This window comes from Sphingomonas sp. ASY06-1R, assembly GCF_052180265.1.
In the GTDB taxonomy this organism is placed as follows: Bacteria; Pseudomonadota; Alphaproteobacteria; order Sphingomonadales; family Sphingomonadaceae; genus Sphingomonas_I.
Genome location: NZ_CP197464.1, coordinates 2,859,054 through 2,875,000, shown reverse-complemented (window position 1 = coordinate 2,875,000; position 15,947 = coordinate 2,859,054). Strand labels below are relative to the sequence as shown.

Genomic DNA, 15,947 nt, shown 5'->3' with positions numbered 1-15,947 from the left:
AAAAAGGCGGACGATCGATGGCCGCAATCCAATGGCCCAGGCCAGGAGGTGCGCGTTGGCGATACGTCGGTGCGGGCGCAGGTCTCGGGCGATCGCGAAGCCGAGATACGCTATGTCGGTAATGGCAGCGGCGTCGGCTTGATGCCCATGGGCGACCGCGCCGTTATCCAGATAACGGGCGGAACGGACTATGATGCGGCCGAACAGGCCAGCGTGTCGCTGATGGTCTTTGCGCCCTCGCTGTCCGAATTGATGCAGCATGGCGGTACCGGCGGTTCGGATCTGACGTCAGGGTCCGTCCGTTTGACTCCGGTCGACGGCATCGGCGAATTTGAATCGCGTCTTTTTCCGGATTTCTTCGCAGCCGCTCCCAAGGCGACACCGGTCAATGTTCATATCGACAAGATAACCGAGGTTGCGGGGGATATACTCTCGCAACGGTACCACGTCGCCGGCGAGTTCGATTTTCGTGCCGCGGGCCATCCCACACCTTTGTCAGCCGCTTGTCTGAAGGAAGCGGAGATAGCGGGGGCCGCCGGGCGCCGTCCGAAATATAACGCCGCGTTATGCGGGGCCAGACAGGTGAGCGTGCGCGGCCGGTTTGACGGCGTTGCCGCAATCATGAAGCCCATGTAATTTTAAGCCGCCGCGTGGGCACAGCCTGTCACTGGCTGTCCTCAGGCCGATGACGATCCCGCCGCGTGCATCACGTCTCAGCGTTCGTTCGGCCAATCTTCGAACAGGACGCGCTTGATCCCGGCGATATCATCCAGCCCCTGGCGCGGCATGCCGATATCGCGTCGTACGGCGCCAGGCCCATAGGAGCCAATTTCGAAGAAGCGGGAATCCTGCGGGCGGAAGACGTCCTTCATCGTGCCATCGCGCGCGGTGCCGTTCATGCTGGCCCAATGCGCCGGAGCGATATGCGCGTCCATGAAGCAATCGATGAAGGAGGCCTGCCCCACCGCGCGCGGATTGGCATAGCGGCCATCGGCGAAGCGGGTGGTCGGGTGCCATGGCCGCGCGAGCGCGACGACACCGTCCGGTACGCCGGCTTCGCGCGTTAGGCGCGCCTGATAGAAGACGATCCCGATGCGCTGATCGAGCAGCGTGGACGGTGCGGCGACGAACGACTGTAACTCGCCACGTGGCATCGCGGCGGCCCGAACGCGCGAGCGGATCTCCGATCGTTCGATCAGCACCATGCCGTTCCCGAAGATGAAGTCGATATTGCCGGCGATCAGGCTATCCGTGATGTGGGCGCGTTTGCCATTGGCGAACAATGTGTCCTGAAAACCGATCAAGGCGCTGTCGCGCACGCTGACGCGATCGCTGTCGACATCCAGCAACAGGGCGACCGCCTGCGGATTGCCGATCTTGGCGGGGTCGGTGTCGGCCAGGCGGTCGTTGGCAAGGTAATCATAGTCATTCTCGACGGTCATTCCGGCCAGGACCACGTCGCTGGCGTTGATCGTCAATGTGGCGGAGCCGGGCGTGCCCCAGCCATTACGATGATAGGCTTTCGCGGTCTGGGCCACCGCGTTGAAATGAAGCTTGGTCCGGTCCGCGCCGCTGCCGATCAGGCGCAGCTTGTTGCGCGTGATGGTAAGCTTCTCCCGGTAGGTCGCGGGTGCGACCTTGATCGTGATCCAGCGCGTGTTGCGATCCGCATTGGCCTGGTCGAGCGCCGCCTTGATCGAGCTGAAGCAGCGATGCGTTTCGCCGCAATCGGGCTGCACGCGCAAGGTCAGCGCGCGCGCCGCGCCGGACGCCGCCAGCAGCAAGGATACGAGCGCGAGCTGCGCAGCAAGGCGGCGGATGCTCATTTTCTGGTCCTTTCTGCCTGATCGGCGTCGATCGCGCGCAGGAATGTGTCGATCTGGTCGACCGCCACGCTCAGGAAGGGCTGGAACAGCCAGAAATCATGCGGTGCCCGGGCGTATGTGTAGACGCGGTTCTTGATGCCATTGCGTTGAAGGACGGACAGGACGTGCTCGCGGCCCGCGGTAAAGCGCGGCGTGCCGCTGCTGACGATCAACGTCGGCGGTGCGCCGGGCCCGACATGCAGCGCGGCACTCGCCTCGCGCCACCTTGCCGGCATTTGTTCGAAAGACCCGCCCAGCCACCGCGCGAGCGGAGACTCCGGGCCTGCGGCATTCTCATACTGCAGTGCCAGCGGACTGGTGGCATCGAGGACGCCGTCCAAGTCGATCAGCGCGTTGGGCTGAGGGTCGCGATCCGGCGTGCCGCGATAAGCGAGCAGCGCGGCCATTTGCCCGCCCGATGAGGCGCCGCCAACGGCAATATGATCCGCCGTCAGATGATAGGTCGCAGCATGATCCTGCGCCCATGCGAGCGCATCGCGAATGTCCTCCATACCGGCGGGATAGGGGGCCTCGGGTGCCAGCCGATATTCGGGCAGTAATACGGTATAGCCGCGCTGGCTCAGCAGGTTGGCGAGCGCATAGAAATGCGCCTTGCTCCCCGATCGCCACGCCCCCCCGTGCACCAGCAGCAGTCCCTGATTGCGTCTGCGCTGCGGCGGCGGGGCGAAGACGTCGATGTGCAGATCGCGATCGCCGATGCTTTTATAGGCGAGGTCGAAAGCGATGATCTGGCCGGTGCGGGGGGCCACTGCAGGCCAGGAAATCCCCGGATATTCCTGCCGGTAGCCATCAAAACGTCGGGCGATCGTGTAGCTATCGTCAACCGGATGGGTCGCGGCCAAGCTTGCCGTGGGGCAAAGGAGCAGTGGGACCGCAAACGCAATCCACGTCATGGAGCTATTCGGCACATCCGTTCCGATCGATCGATGCTGGCCATCGGCAGGCGGGATCGAAGAAGCCTCTTGGCGAGGTTCCGTCGATCCCGATCCTACTTTAGAACTGATAGCGGATGCCGGCGAGTATGGTCCGGCCGGTGCCCGTATATTCGCGGGTCAGGAACTGGGTACCGTCGCCCGTGTCGTAATAACGTTCGCGCTGATTGTTGACGTTGATGCCCTGCAGATTGAGCGTCAGGCGCTTGGTCAAATTCCAGTAAGCGGATACGTCGACCTGCGTGGAGCCGGACTTGCGCGCCGCGGCATTGCCGTTCCCGCCCGGGATACTGATCAAATAGCTGTCGCGATGGTTGAGCGAGGCGCGGATGCCGCAGCTGCCGGTGTCGTAATAGACCGTCAGATTGTAGGAATTGGGCGAAAGGCCGGTCGTGTCACGCGCGTGGACGTAGGTGTAGTTCGACGCGATACCCACCGCCGACAATCGATCGCTGATGATCGAGAAGGGCACGTTGGCGGTCAGTTCGACGCCCTTCACGCGATTGCCATCGGGCGTATTGACCGCGGTGGTAAAGGTGTAGGGAACGGTCGCGGGATCGGCCTGATAGGCTGCGTTATAACGCGGGTCGGCATAGATGGCCGCCCAATATTGCTCCGGCACCTTCTGGGTAACGATGCTGGTGGTGAGAGAACTGATGATGTCCTTGTAGAAAACGCCCGCGCTGAGCAGTCCGCCTTTGGCAAAATACCACTCGAAATTCAGATCATAATCATTCGACAGATAGGGTTTGAGAAACGGATTGCCGAGGTTGCTGACCGTTCTTGTGTCATAGCCGAAGACAGGCCCGGCAATGTTCAAGGCGCTGAGCGACGGCCGCGTCAACGATCGGCCATAGGCCGCCCTGACCAGCACGTCGGGCGTGAATTCCAGCACGGCGTTCGCGGACGGCAGGAAATTATTATAGTCGTGCTTCACTCTGACGGGAGAATTGGCGAGGGTCGCGCTGGAGCTTACCGTCGTGCCGACATAACGCGCGCCGGCGTTCAGCCGCAGCGTCATCGTCCCCAGCGGGAAGCTGTTATTCAGTTCGATATAGCCGCCCTTGGTCCGCTCGATCACCTGCCAGTCGGCACCAATATTATCGACATATTGGTTGGGAATGAGGCCCGCCTTGTCGATCGCATCGAAATCGATCACCGCGAAGGTCGGCAGGCCGCCGTCGATCACGCCCGATCCGAAATGCGGGATCGGGAAGGGCTTCATATAGGCCGATATGCCGGTGAGCGTGGGATTGGTGCCTGCCGCCTCCCCATAACGTACCAGACGGCGGTTAAAGACCGCACCGGCTTTCACGATAAGGTTGCCCTCGCGGAAGGTCAGATCGCCCTTGGCGGTGAAATTGTCCTTCAGGATCGAGTTCAGCCGGTTCGCCGAGGTGAGCGCATCGACATAATTATCGGCATCATTGGGGTCATAGCTACCGAAATTGACCTGTGGCTCATCCCGGCTGGCGCTGTAATCATAGGAATATGGGTGCGGGATCGACCGGGCATAGAAGCGCAACTCGTCGCGGTTCGCCGAATCCCGCGCCTTGCCGATCAGGCCGGCAAAGGAGAGTTGATCGGTAATCTTATAATCGACGTTCCCGACATATTGCTGGAACGTCGAGCGCGAGGATTGCCGCCGATTTTCATACCAGGACGTGACATCGTTGAAGCTGGCCGCGATCAGCTCCTTGCCGTTGGGCGAAACGGTAAAGGATAAGGGTGTCTGGCCGACGAAATTGCCGGCCGGTCCATGCGTCAGCAGCCATTCCATCGAGTTGTAATTGTTCCGATCATTATCCAGCCGCGAGAATAGCGCGCTTGCGGTCAGGGTCAGTCGATCGTCGGGACGGAATTGCAAGGCGCCCGACAGGCCCAGCCGCTTCTGATTATTGCCGAAAAAGTCCGCACGGGGCAGGCGCGGGGCCCACAGGCAATCCAGCGGGTTCGCAGCGCCACAGGCCTGGGGCGTACCGGTCACCTTGGGGTTGGTGTCCGCCCAGGAATCGCCGTTGATGAAGGGACTGGTCCACAGGACGCTGGAGCGACCCTCCTGATAGACGGTGCGCTTGGAATAAGCGGCCGACAGCAGAATGCCGAGCTTGTCGTCCGCAAATGTGTCGCTGAACAGGAAGGCAGCGCGCGGATCCACCTTGCGCGTGACGCTATTATAGCTGCCCTGGCCGGACGCCACCAGATGAAGCCCCGGTCGATCGAACGGGCGACCGGAATATAGATCGATCGAACCGGCGATTCCGCCTTCCTCGACGGACGCCCGCTGCGTCTTCTGGACGTCGATGCGGTTGAACAGCTCGGACGCGAACACGTTGAAGTCGAAGCCGCGGCTGGAGTTCACCGTGAAACCGCCCGAATCCAGCCCGTCCGTGCTGGCGGGCACCTCCATTCCATTGAGTGTGGTGCGGGTGAAATCCGGCGCGAAGCCGCGCAACGTGATGTTGCGACCTTCGCCACCTTCGCGGCTGATCGCAACGCCGGGAACGCGCTGGATCGACTCGGAAAGATTGAGGTCCGGCATCTTCGCCATATCCTCGGCCAAGACCGATTCCGTGAGGTTCACGGTATTGCGCTTGAGATCGAGCGCGGCGCGCAGGCTGGACCGGAAGCCGGTAACGATGATCTCTGCTGGATCGGCCGCGTCGGTCGAGGTCCCGGCTGCGCCATCCTGCGCCGTGGCGCCCATGCCCGGAGCAGCCACAGCGGCGGTTGTTACGGCGGTGGCAGCAGAGGCAAGCTCGACGGGGCCGGCAGGCGGTTCGGTCTGGGCCGCGGCAGCCGCGGCGATCGATGGCCAAAGCAGAAAGGAGCTGCCCACCAGAGCGAGCTTGAACTTTGCGACGCGCGTAATCTGACCAACCATTCTTCCAACCCCTCCATGGTCATATTCTCACCGGTGTCGCGTGACGCTGGCCGGTGGCTTCTGACAGGGGATCGCGGGAGAGGATTTGCCCGATCCCCCTGCCGTATTCCCTGACGGAACCGGTTCCTTTTTAGGTAACCGGTGTCATTTCTGCGCGGTTCGCTAACATGTGTCAAGTCGTGCGACGGTCGAAATTGCTTGAGGCTCAAGATCCTCAATGACCGAGCAGCAGAGGGCGTTCGCGCGGCAGAGAGGGACGCCCGAAATCGAGCTGGCTCCGATTCCTGCCCGAAAGTGCCGAATAAGCGCAGCATGGCAACTGCTCGTGGTAACCAGTCGGCCGCACGTCTGGGGAACGCGCTGGCCGGTAGCGCCCTGGGCGTCGATGATCCTTGAGATTACCGATCTTGCGCAATTATTTGACACCGGTTACCGATGGCCCGAGAGGTGCTACTTATGTACGAGAAGACCTATTACGCGACCCATCCGGATATGATGGAGTGCGTTGCCAATGAGGAATTGCGCGACCGCTATCTGATTTCCGGCCTGTTCCGCGAGGGCGAATGCGTGCTGAATTACACGCATGCCGATCGCTTCGTGATCGGCGGCGTGGCGGTGGGGGCGGGCAGCGTGAAGCTGCCCGATCAGACCGAGCCGCCGTCGGCTGCGGGTCATCCCTTCCTGGAGCGGCGCGAGCTGGCGGTGGTCAATGTTGGCCAGGTGGAGGGCGTCGTCACGGTCGATGGCGAGAGCTTCCCGCTGGGCAACAAGGATTGCCTCTACGTCACGATGGGCGCGAAGGACGTGCAATTCTCCGGCGCCGGCGCGCGTTTCTACCTCGCCTCCTGCCCGGCGCATAAGGGCTTCCAGACGCGCAAGCTGTCGATCGCGGATGCCAATGCGCTGGGGCGCGGCAGCCTCGCCGAATCCAACGAGCGCACCATCTTCCAGCTGGTGATCCCCGGCATCTGCGACAGCGCCCAGCTGGTCATGGGGCTGACCGTGCTCAAGGAAGGCAGCGTCTGGAACACGATGCCGCCGCACATCCATGAGCGCCGCAGCGAGATCTATTTCTACTTCGAGCTCGACGGCCCCAACGACCGCGTTTTCCACTATATGGGCGAGGGCGAAGCGATGCGGCATATCGTGATGGCCAATGAAGAAGCGGTGATTTCGCCGCCCTGGTCGATCCATATGGGCTCGGGCACCAAGGCCTATGCCTTCATCTGGGCGATGGCCGGCGAGAACCAGGATTATACCGACATGAACGTGCTGGATATCTGCCAGCTGGCTTAGGCCTAAAAAACCGTTCGTCCCGAGTAGCGTCGAGCGTGTCGAGACGGCGTATCGAGGGATCCGGGAATGTCTCGATACGGGTTCTCGACGCGCTCGAACCCCACTCGACACGAACGGATAGGAGAGAATGTGAGCGAGAATCCTTTCGATCTGACCGGCAAGGTGGCGATGATCACCGGTGCCAATACCGGCATCGGCCAGGCGATCGCGCTGGCGCTGGCGCAGGCGGGTGCGGATATTGCCTGCGTCGGGCGTACGCCGGCTGAGGAGACAGTCGAGCAGGCGCGACGGTTTGGACGCAAAGCAGAGGTCATCTCCGCCGATCTCTCCACGCTCGAACCGGTCCAGCGCGTCGTCGATGAGACGATCGCGAAGCTCGGCCGGCTCGACATCCTCGTCAACAATGCCGGCATCATCCGGCGCGCCGATGCGGTCGACTTCAGCGAGGCCGACTGGGATGCGGTGATCGACACCAATCTGAAATCGGTCTTCTTCCTGTGTCAGGCGGCGGGACGGCACATGATCGGGCAGGGCCGAGGCAAGATCATCAACATCGCCTCGATGCTGACCTTCCAGGGTGGCATCCGCGTGCCGAGCTATGCCGCGTCCAAGTCGGGTGTCGGCGGCATCACCAAGGCGCTTGCCAACGAATGGGCGGGCAAAGGCGTGCAGGTGAACGCCATCGCGCCGGGCTATATCGCGACCAACAATACCGCCGCGCTGCAGGCGGATGACGTCCGCAACACAGCGATCCTGGACCGCATCCCTGCCGGACGCTGGGGCGATCCCAGCGATCTCGGCGGTGCGGCGGTGTTTCTGGCATCCTCCGCCGCCGATTACGTCACCGGCCATATCCTCGCTGTCGACGGCGGCTGGTTGGCGCGATGAGCAGCGACTGAGGGGAGAGGCGCGATGATCGATCGACGCCTCTTTCTCGCGGGGAGCGCGCTCTTCTGCATCGGCGCTGACGATCCAGTGCCCACAGCGGCCGCGCAGCTTGATGCCGCAGCCAAGGTCGATGGCCGCGAGCGGCTTGCGTTGCTGCGCCGGATCAGCCGCCAAGGCCTGTCACCGGCTTTATCGCTGGACGTGGCAGCGGCGCTGCGCGGTGCCGAACTGGAGCTTGCGATCGCCAAAGCGGGCGATCCGGCGGCGCGCTATGCGTTTCAGCTCCGTTTTCAGGGCGGCGTCGATATCACACCGGACGCGCTCTTCGCCTGGTGTTCGCGCCGTGTGCAAGCCATCACGACGCGGCTCGACCGGCTTTTACGGGGCGAGGGCCTGACGGAGGGCCCGGTCGCCGAACGATTGCGCATACTCGCCCGCGATCCGCGTTACCTGTATGCCGACAGCGACGCCGGCCGGGATAGGGCGGTCGCCGATATGAACCGGTGGCTCAGCGCCGCGCGCGCATGGCTCTCCCGCCAGGCCGGCACGCTGCCCCCGGCAGTGGATCATGTTGCGGTCCGCCGGATGACCGGGCCGGACGAAGCGGCAGGCAAAGCGGGATATCGCGTCGTGCCATCTTATGATGGGGCGGCACCCGGCGCTTATTTCGTCGATCTCCACGACATAAGGCGCCGTCCGGCCTGGTCCCTGCCCAGCGTTGTCCATCATGAAACCTTGCCCGGGCATTTGCTGCAACTCCCCCTTCAGGCCCGCGCCGCGCCGCATCCGCTTCGATTGCGGGCAGCATCCGGTTTCGTGGAGGGATGGGCTTTTTATGCCGAGGCGCTTGCCGCGGATGTCGGCGCGTTCGCGCAGGATGGCCGCGCCGAGATCGGCTATCTGCAATGGATGCTGTTCCGGTTGGGACGCGCGATGATCGACATCGGCCTCCATCTACGCGGGTGGACGGCAGACCGCGCGCACACTTTTCTGCATGACCTGCAGGGCGATCCGGTCATTTTCGCACCGTTCGACAAGGATATTGCCAAGGCGCGTTCCGATCCTGCCAGCTTTGCCGGGCAAGTGGCGAACTGGCGTGGCTTTTCGCTGTTGCGCGCCAGGGCCGTCGCACAGCGCCGGGACGTGCGCCCATTGCACGACGCCTTACTTGCGCATGGTGCCTTCCCGCTCGCGCTGTTCGCGAGGCTCTAGCGGCACGACATTGTTGCGCTGCGTCACTTCGCGGATGCCATCGGTCAGGCGGATGCGCACGCGGGCACCGATCGGCACAGCCGAGCGCAGCGTCATGCTGATCTCCTGCGTGCGCGGCACCAGATCGCGAGGGGCCGCCATCGGCGCGATCGGCTTGCTGACCAGAATCTGACCATCGGCGTTTTCGACGGTGGCGATGCCGGCCGGCGCGTCGGTCGCCCCCAGGCTATGTATTGTCAGGCGGACCGTCCGGCCGGTGACCCGCACATCGTCGGTCCCGATCCCAATGTCCGGCCGATCCTCCGGAGCGGGGCCCCCTTGCAGCAAGCGGAAGTCGTAGGTCGTGGTCATGCCCGGCGCGAAGGTCACGCGCGTGGATGCACTGCGTTCCAGATCCAGGTCGGCCTCTTCGGCGGCCCCGCCCTCGATCTGACGCGTCATGTGCCAGCGGCCCGGCGCGACGTTCCAGGTCGACATGGTTGCAGCCACCGGGGCGCCGTTCAGCGCATAAGCGACGACCTTGAAGTGATCGCGGGTCGCGCCCGGTACCAACAAGGCAACGCGTTCCGCATCCTCGTCACGATCGAACCGCCACGAGACCGTGTGGCCGGGATAGGTCTGGCCCCGCGCCAGGGCGATCCCGCCGAGCCGTTCGCGTTGCAGGATGTCGCTGGGTTGCTCGACCCGGTCGGTCCACCAATGGCCTTCCGTCATCATATACATATGCCGCAGCTTGGACTGGATCGCGGCGGCGTGCAGCGTGTCGAGCTGATCCAGATCGCCAGTCGTGTTCCAGACGCTGTACGATCCGAAATCGCCCTTTGGCGGCTTGGCCGCGATCGCCAGATCGAGTGCGGGATCGGCGCCTGCGAAAGATGCCGGGTTTTCATTGATCTCGTTGAGAATTCCGGCGCCGCCCGATCGCACACGGCTTTGCAGCGGGCGCAAATATTTGCGGTCACCGGTCAAGCGCCAGGCGGCCCAGGCGGGCTGAAGCGGGGTCGAACCGCCCCCGCCGTCGCCCACACGCTCCGCATCGGTGCGCCAGTTGATCTCATTCGGAAAGGTCCAGCTTCCGTCCGGTGCCTGCTTGCCGTGCGCCAGCCAGCCATCGATCACGCCCGTCACCATATTGCGTGCGGTGGGATTGGCATTGAACAGGCTCATCAGGATCGGCGCGTGCAGGACGACGAAGCTGTACGGCTTCTGCCACTCCCACGGCCCCTCGCGGTAGACGATCCGCCCCCCGTACCAGTTGGACGAGAAATGCATGTGTCCGGCCGGATTGATCGTGACGATGTCGGTCAGCGCCTTGGTCGTCTCCATCAGCCGTTCGATCGAGCGCGGTTCGCCCCAGTTCAGGTAGAGGCGCTCCGCATCGCTGTTGAGGCCTTCCTCATAGGCGTGGAGTTCGTCCGTGGTGATGTAGCCGAGGCCCTTCACCCGCATCCCGTTCTTGTAGGATGCCTCCGACAGGGCGCGCAGCGACGCGTTGATCTTGTCCGGCTGCACCCCCATCAGCGCCAGACCCGGCCATTGCTGGGTCAGATCGACATCGTCCGAAATGCCGCCGCCGAAATCGCCATAGGGCACCTGGCGATTGTCGATCCACCAATCGACGAACTGGCGCACCAGCTTGAGATCCTCGAGCTGGCGGAAGGCCCAGGACGGCACGCCGGCCGGCCTGGCCGGCTCCGGCATTTTTGGCGCGGACTGGGCATTGTAGCTGATATCCTGCCAGTAGAGACGCCCCTGCAGATTGTCAGGATCGACGCGCAGCAGATCGGTGATGTCGGCATGGAGCCGGGCGTATAGCGCCTCGCGCTTCGAGGCGGTATGCTCCTCGACCAGGAATCCCCAATTGTCTTTCACCTGATTGAAGCGGTCGGCGATATGCTCGACCTTGGCGGCGTCACGATCCTTGAAGACGAGACGCAGCTTCATGCCGTCAATCGCCTCAGCCCCGAAATCGGCCGAGGCGGAGGCGATGCTGAGGTAAAGGGGGGCGTCGGTCAGAATCCGGTCGCGCAGATCCAGCCAGACGGTGCGTGCCTCCCTGGGCCGCACGGAAACCTGGACGTCGATCATATCGCGCGCCGGCCAGATCGGATCCTTGATGCGAATGTCGAGCGGGATCAGTCCATCCTTGCCGGGCGTGACGTCCATCGGCGGGATGTCGATCGCGACACCGTCCAGCCCGTCATGCACATTTTCCCAACCATAGTTCCAGGCGCGGGCGGGCGCACGTGCCGGCAGCGCATCGCCGAAACCGGACGGGATCAGGACATGGACGATCGGCGCGGCGTGCGCCTGTTTGACGCGGGTCGCGGTGCCGGCGGCATCCCCTGCTCCGGCGGCGGTCTTGCTGCCGCTGGTGGGCAAAGCGAGCACCGCCGCCCGCTCGTCCGGCGGATAACGGCCGTCAATGAACTGAACCAGCCCGGCCAGGCTGGGACGGTCAGGCGCGGCATCGGCACGGACGGTGTAATCCAGCTTGAACGTGCCGTCCGGCTCCGTCCCAGGGCCGACATCATAGGCCCAGATTTCCTGGATCGGCGTTTCCTGCGCGACATTGGTGAAGCGTAATGCCCCGCCGGTACGCGGCACGAATTCGTCCAGCGACCGAACGATACCACGCGGCCGCTTCGCCAGCGGCGCGTAGGATTTTCCGTCCGCGGAATAGCTCAGCGTCCCATAGGCCGCGCCCCGCAACTCGATCCGGTTGAAGCGCTCGGTCGGCGGTACGATCAGGTCATAGGCCTTCCCGCCCTCGACATAGACATTCCAGTCCGGCAGCTCGAAATAGTCGTTGCGGCCCGGCAGCCGCGAGCGGTTGTACACGCCCGGCCAGGTGGTTTCGTCGATCCCGTCTATGCCCTTGCGCATCTCCTCCTTCATGTCGCGGGCGACGACGAACTCGACTTTGCGGATGCGCGTGACGGGCGTGCGCAAAAGCGGCGGCGACATCCGGTCCCAGCCGTACCGATGCAGCCATGCCTGGCGCTTCGCCGCATCGGACGCGCTTGGCGTTGGGGATGGCTCGGCCAGCCGGGACAGAGCGGAAAGGTCGGCTGCCGAGAGCAGTCGATCGTAGATACGGAGCTCATCGACATCGCTTCCGCGCATGAAATTGTACCGGCTCTGCACCTGATGCGGCGACAGGACGCGCCCGGCGAGACCGAATTGATCCAGCCCGGTATCGAGGTCGGCCGTCTGATCTTTGCGGGAGACCTCCTTGCCGTCCACGAACAGCCGAACCCCGACGGTTTCGTCCCAGCCGAATGCGATATGGTGCCAGGCATCGGGGGCGGGCACGCGATCCAGCGTGAAGGAAACCCGCACGCGCGCCAGATTCGTATCGGTGACGAAGGCATCGAAACCGTGCCCGTTCCAGTCGATCCGCAGAAACGTCATGTCCCAACTGGTGTGATCGGCAAAGCCGACGCGGAAGATGACGAACGGCGCGACGCCTACCGGCGTTCGGGCGCGCCAGAAAAAGGCAAGCGTACCCCGCTTGCCATAGATATTGCCCGGCGCGTTCCAGGACAGGACACCATCATCCTGCCAGCGAAAAGCGCTGCCACTGCGGCCATCCGACGTCCGCTCGACATGGTTGAGGAAGTTGGGGTGTTTGTCGCCCCCCGCGACATCGGCGTCGAACCCATGATCTGCGGTGGCGGAGAAGAGCAATCCGTCCCCACCCGGGGCTGCTGCGGCGGCCGACGGAGCAGCAATGCCCAAGATCAACGATATGCTGGCGGCGGTCGATAACGCGCTACGGGTCAAGGCACTCTCCGCCATCTCTCTTATCATGACACCGGTATCAAACCCGGTGCTGCCGCACAATTGGCATCCGCATTGCGACTTGGCGATGCCGCTATCGGCCGAGACCCAGCGGGCTGAGCGGATTGCCGATCAGTCCGCTGACCATGGCCGCCTGAATCCATGTCGCTGGCCAGATTTTGGAGAGGGGGCCGACGATCGTGTCGCGAATGAAGGGGATCAAGTGGCTGTCGGACTGATAGACCGGCGTGAACAGACTGCTCATGCCCTGGTATAGAAGCACATGGCGCCGGCGCAGCGCCACGGCATGGGCGAGCGCGTCGCCGACATCTTGTTCCGCGCGCAAGCCTTGCGACAGGGCGTAGGCGTCGAGCAAAGCCATATTGGCGCCCTGGCCAAGCTGGGGGCTGGCCGAATGCCACGCATCGCCGATATGGATCATCGCCGCCTCAGCCGGGCGGGGCAGCGTTCGATGCGCATAAGCGGCGAAGGTCAGACGATCCGGCGTATCGATCTGGTCGAGCAAGGGCGCCGTGGCCGGCCACAGGGTGCTTACCTCCCGTTTCCAGGCGTCCAGCCCCGCTGATTGCCACTGGCCGCGCCGATCGGCCCGCAAGGACCAGAAGAACGCGATCTGAGGGCCGTTCGCCAAGGGGGGAGTCCCGATCGGCAAAACCCCGGCCATGACGCTGGCGCGGCGGTAACGCTGTTCCAGCGCGTCGCGTCGAAAGCCAAGTTCGGGCGGACAGTCCAGGCTGGCCCATAGGGCACCATAAGCCAGCGAGCGCCCGGTCGGTGGCGCCAGCGGCGTGCGCGTGCCGAGCGCATCGACCACCAGATCGAAAGGGCCTGACCGGCTATCATCGTCGAACCGCAGCCATCGCTTGCTGCCATGGAGCTCGGTCGCACACAGCGATTTGCCCGTTTCGATTGGTATTTCTGCGGCGATGGCCGCCGCGTGGAGCACGTCGAACAAGGTGGCCCGATGGATGCCGACCCCAAAGGCGCCGTCACGGCGGAGCGCGGCATAGTGAACGTCGAGGACGGTCCTCTGACGGGCATTCTGGCCAAACAGATGGGCAATCGGCGCACCGCGTGCGATCAGCGCATGGCCCAGCTCCAATCTATGCAGAACGGCCAGGCCGGTCGGCTGCAGCATCAGCCCCGAGCCCACCGGTTGCGGCGTTTCAAATCGTTCGAAGATTGTAACGCGATGGCCATCCCGTGCCAGCAGCAACGCCGCTGCCAACCCGGCCGGTCCGCAACCGGCTATTGCGATGTCGATAGGGATCATGTCGCGCCTTAACGCGCCGTCGCCCGCCTCGTAAACCGACCTGGCCGAGGCGGGACGACGCGCGCCTTCCTATCGATGCTCCTCCCTATGCGGTTGCGGGTGCGGGGCCGGCCGTGCAGGCGCCGGATGCGGGTGTGGCGCCGCGGCATAATGCGGTTGCGGTGGCGCGCCGTGCGCCACCGCGGGCCGGTATTGCGGCGGATATCCACCGCCCGCATGGGCCGCATAGGGATCGTAGGGATGGCCGCCGCCGGTATAGGGACGGCCGGGCGAGCCGCCGCCATGGGGCGGATAGCCATAGGCCGGGGGCCTGCCCCACCCATCGTCCGTAGTCCCGCGGGCATAGTGGGCCTGGGCGGTGCCCGACTGCCGGGCCATGACCGCCGCATTATGCGCTGCATAGGGCGTTGAGGACGCGCCCCAGGCCCGGGCCTGGGCCTGCGACGCGGCGGGGTTTCCATGCGGATAGGGCTGGCCGGGCGCCTGTCTCTGGCCGGCATGGGCGGCGACCATCGAGGCCCCGATTTGGGGATTGTGTCCTGGTTGGCGCGAGGACGGCAGGCCAGCCGGTGGGCGATAGCTTACCGTCCGTGCCGCGGCGACGACGCCCGGGCCATGGAATTGAGCGGGCTTCATCGTTGCGGCAACCGGCGGTCGGCCATGGTTGGCCGCGACGAATAATTGCCGGTTGCTGCGTGCCGCCTGGAAATGCTGCGTCTGTACCGGCAGCGGCGGAATATGCGGTTCGTGCATGACGGCGAGTTGGGTCGGTGAAGGGCGTGCCTGCACGCCGCCCGGGCCGCCATTATAGCTGATATTGTTGACCGTCCGGTTGATGATCACCGTCTTGTTATAGACATTGGTGATATGGACATTGTGGATGTTGGTGACGGCGCTGTTGTAGGAGACATGTCCGCCGACCCAGCGCGCGCCTTCGAACCCGACGCCGGTATAGCCGAAGCCATAGACCACGCCGCCGTAGAAGCCGACATGCGGCCCCCAATAGCCGGTATGGAAGGCATAGACCCCATCTTGCCAGCCCCACCAGGGCGGCGTCCATAACAGGCCGGGGCGGGGCGCCAGCACCCAGGTTCCGGGGACCCAGAAATAGTCCTGCACATCGTCGTCCCACGCCCAATAGCCGGGCGCCCAGATATAATCGGGCCCCGGAATGGGCGGCTGCTCATAGATCGGCAAAGGCGGTGGGGCGATGCCGACACTGACATTGATCGAGAGTTGGGCAAAAGCGGGTTGGGGCGCGATCATGCTGGTGCTCCCCAGGCTCAATGCTGCCAAAAGCGCAAAGCGTTTCATCTGCGATGTTCCTTTCGCTGATGATGCAGACCGCATCGGCATATGGATCTCGATCCGAACGATGCCGGTGCCTCGAACAGAATTGCGGGATGACGTCCGGGGCAGGGTGCGAGCGCACCTGCCCCGTATGGTACATCCTACCAGCCGTTATGGCGCATCCAGCGTATCTCGCTGCTCAGCCGATCGAGCCGCTCCTGCACGCGTGCGCGTTGATCGGGCGTCAACCTCCCGCCATCCTCCCAATGCATGTTTCGGATCCACTGCCGAATGCCGTTAAGCTCACGGCTGGCATGCTGCGCTTCCCGGCGATCAAGACTGCCGTCGGAATAGCCGCGATCGATCCGCTGCTGCAGGAACTGGATGCGCTCCAATGGCCCCGGAGGCGCGCCGCGCCAGAATGCCTCACGGTCCCATTGTGGCGGCGCATAGGCGCCGGGGGGCGGGGGTGGGGGCATCTG

Annotated in this window: 11 protein-coding genes (1 of these 11 only partly in view); 4 read left to right on the top strand and 7 right to left on the bottom strand. The window is 64.0% G+C overall.

The window, feature by feature from the left end; translation table 11 throughout:
- Positions 1–636, top strand: partial view of a hypothetical protein gene (locus tag ACSBM8_RS13840; protein WP_442678592.1) — the 3' portion only. The gene continues 60 nt to the left of window position 1, outside the view; the window shows 636 of its 696 coding nt (coding positions 61–696); the start codon falls outside the window, past its left edge; its stop codon occupies positions 634–636.
- Between the two features lie 77 nt (positions 637–713).
- Here the strand turns inward: ACSBM8_RS13840 and ACSBM8_RS13835 are convergent, their stop codons facing one another.
- The 3 genes from ACSBM8_RS13835 to ACSBM8_RS13825 all read right to left on the bottom strand — a co-directional run bounded on the left by ACSBM8_RS13835 (position 714) and on the right by ACSBM8_RS13825 (position 5,702).
- Complete coding sequence (locus ACSBM8_RS13835; protein ID WP_442678591.1) at positions 714–1,826, bottom strand: pectinesterase family protein; 1,113 nt, start codon at positions 1,824–1,826, stop codon at positions 714–716.
- Complete coding sequence (locus ACSBM8_RS13830; protein WP_442678590.1) at positions 1,823–2,728, bottom strand: alpha/beta hydrolase; 906 nt, start codon at positions 2,726–2,728, stop codon at positions 1,823–1,825. The genes ACSBM8_RS13835 and ACSBM8_RS13830 overlap by 4 nt, the downstream gene beginning before the upstream one ends.
- A gap of 151 nt (positions 2,729–2,879) precedes the next feature.
- Positions 2,880–5,702, bottom strand: coding sequence for a TonB-dependent receptor (locus ACSBM8_RS13825; RefSeq protein WP_442678589.1), 2,823 nt, complete (start codon positions 5,700–5,702; stop codon positions 2,880–2,882).
- A 456-nt stretch (positions 5,703–6,158) separates the two neighbouring features.
- On the opposite strand from ACSBM8_RS13825, the gene kduI reads away from it, so the two are divergent.
- The 3 genes from kduI to ACSBM8_RS13810 all read left to right on the top strand — a co-directional run bounded on the left by kduI (position 6,159) and on the right by ACSBM8_RS13810 (position 9,098).
- On the top strand, positions 6,159–6,998 hold the full coding sequence (kduI, locus tag ACSBM8_RS13820; RefSeq protein ID WP_442678588.1) for a 5-dehydro-4-deoxy-D-glucuronate isomerase: 840 nt from the start codon (positions 6,159–6,161) through the stop codon (positions 6,996–6,998).
- Positions 6,999–7,166: 168 nt separating this feature from the next.
- Positions 7,167–7,886, top strand: a complete 720-nt coding sequence (kduD, locus tag ACSBM8_RS13815; protein ID WP_442681600.1) for a 2-dehydro-3-deoxy-D-gluconate 5-dehydrogenase KduD — start codon at positions 7,167–7,169, stop codon at positions 7,884–7,886.
- A 24-nt stretch (positions 7,887–7,910) separates the two neighbouring features.
- On the top strand, positions 7,911–9,098 hold the full coding sequence (locus ACSBM8_RS13810; protein ID WP_442678587.1) for a DUF885 family protein: 1,188 nt from the start codon (positions 7,911–7,913) through the stop codon (positions 9,096–9,098).
- Here ACSBM8_RS13810 and ACSBM8_RS13805 read toward each other — a convergent pair.
- The 4 genes from ACSBM8_RS13805 to ACSBM8_RS13790 all read right to left on the bottom strand — a co-directional run bounded on the left by ACSBM8_RS13805 (position 9,051) and on the right by ACSBM8_RS13790 (position 15,944).
- Complete coding sequence (locus ACSBM8_RS13805; protein WP_442678586.1) at positions 9,051–12,884, bottom strand: LamG-like jellyroll fold domain-containing protein; 3,834 nt, start codon at positions 12,882–12,884, stop codon at positions 9,051–9,053. The two genes, ACSBM8_RS13810 and ACSBM8_RS13805, sit on opposite strands and share 48 nt — an antisense overlap.
- A gap of 91 nt (positions 12,885–12,975) precedes the next feature.
- A complete protein-coding gene (locus tag ACSBM8_RS13800; protein WP_442678585.1) occupies positions 12,976–14,175 on the bottom strand; it encodes an FAD-dependent oxidoreductase in 1,200 nt (399 codons plus the stop codon).
- Positions 14,176–14,244: 69 nt separating this feature from the next.
- On the bottom strand, positions 14,245–15,489 hold the full coding sequence (locus ACSBM8_RS13795) for a hypothetical protein (protein WP_442678584.1): 1,245 nt from the start codon (positions 15,487–15,489) through the stop codon (positions 14,245–14,247).
- Positions 15,490–15,626: 137 nt separating this feature from the next.
- Positions 15,627–15,944, bottom strand: a complete 318-nt coding sequence (locus tag ACSBM8_RS13790; RefSeq protein WP_442678583.1) for a hypothetical protein — start codon at positions 15,942–15,944, stop codon at positions 15,627–15,629.
- Between the last annotated feature and the right edge of the window lie 3 nt (positions 15,945–15,947).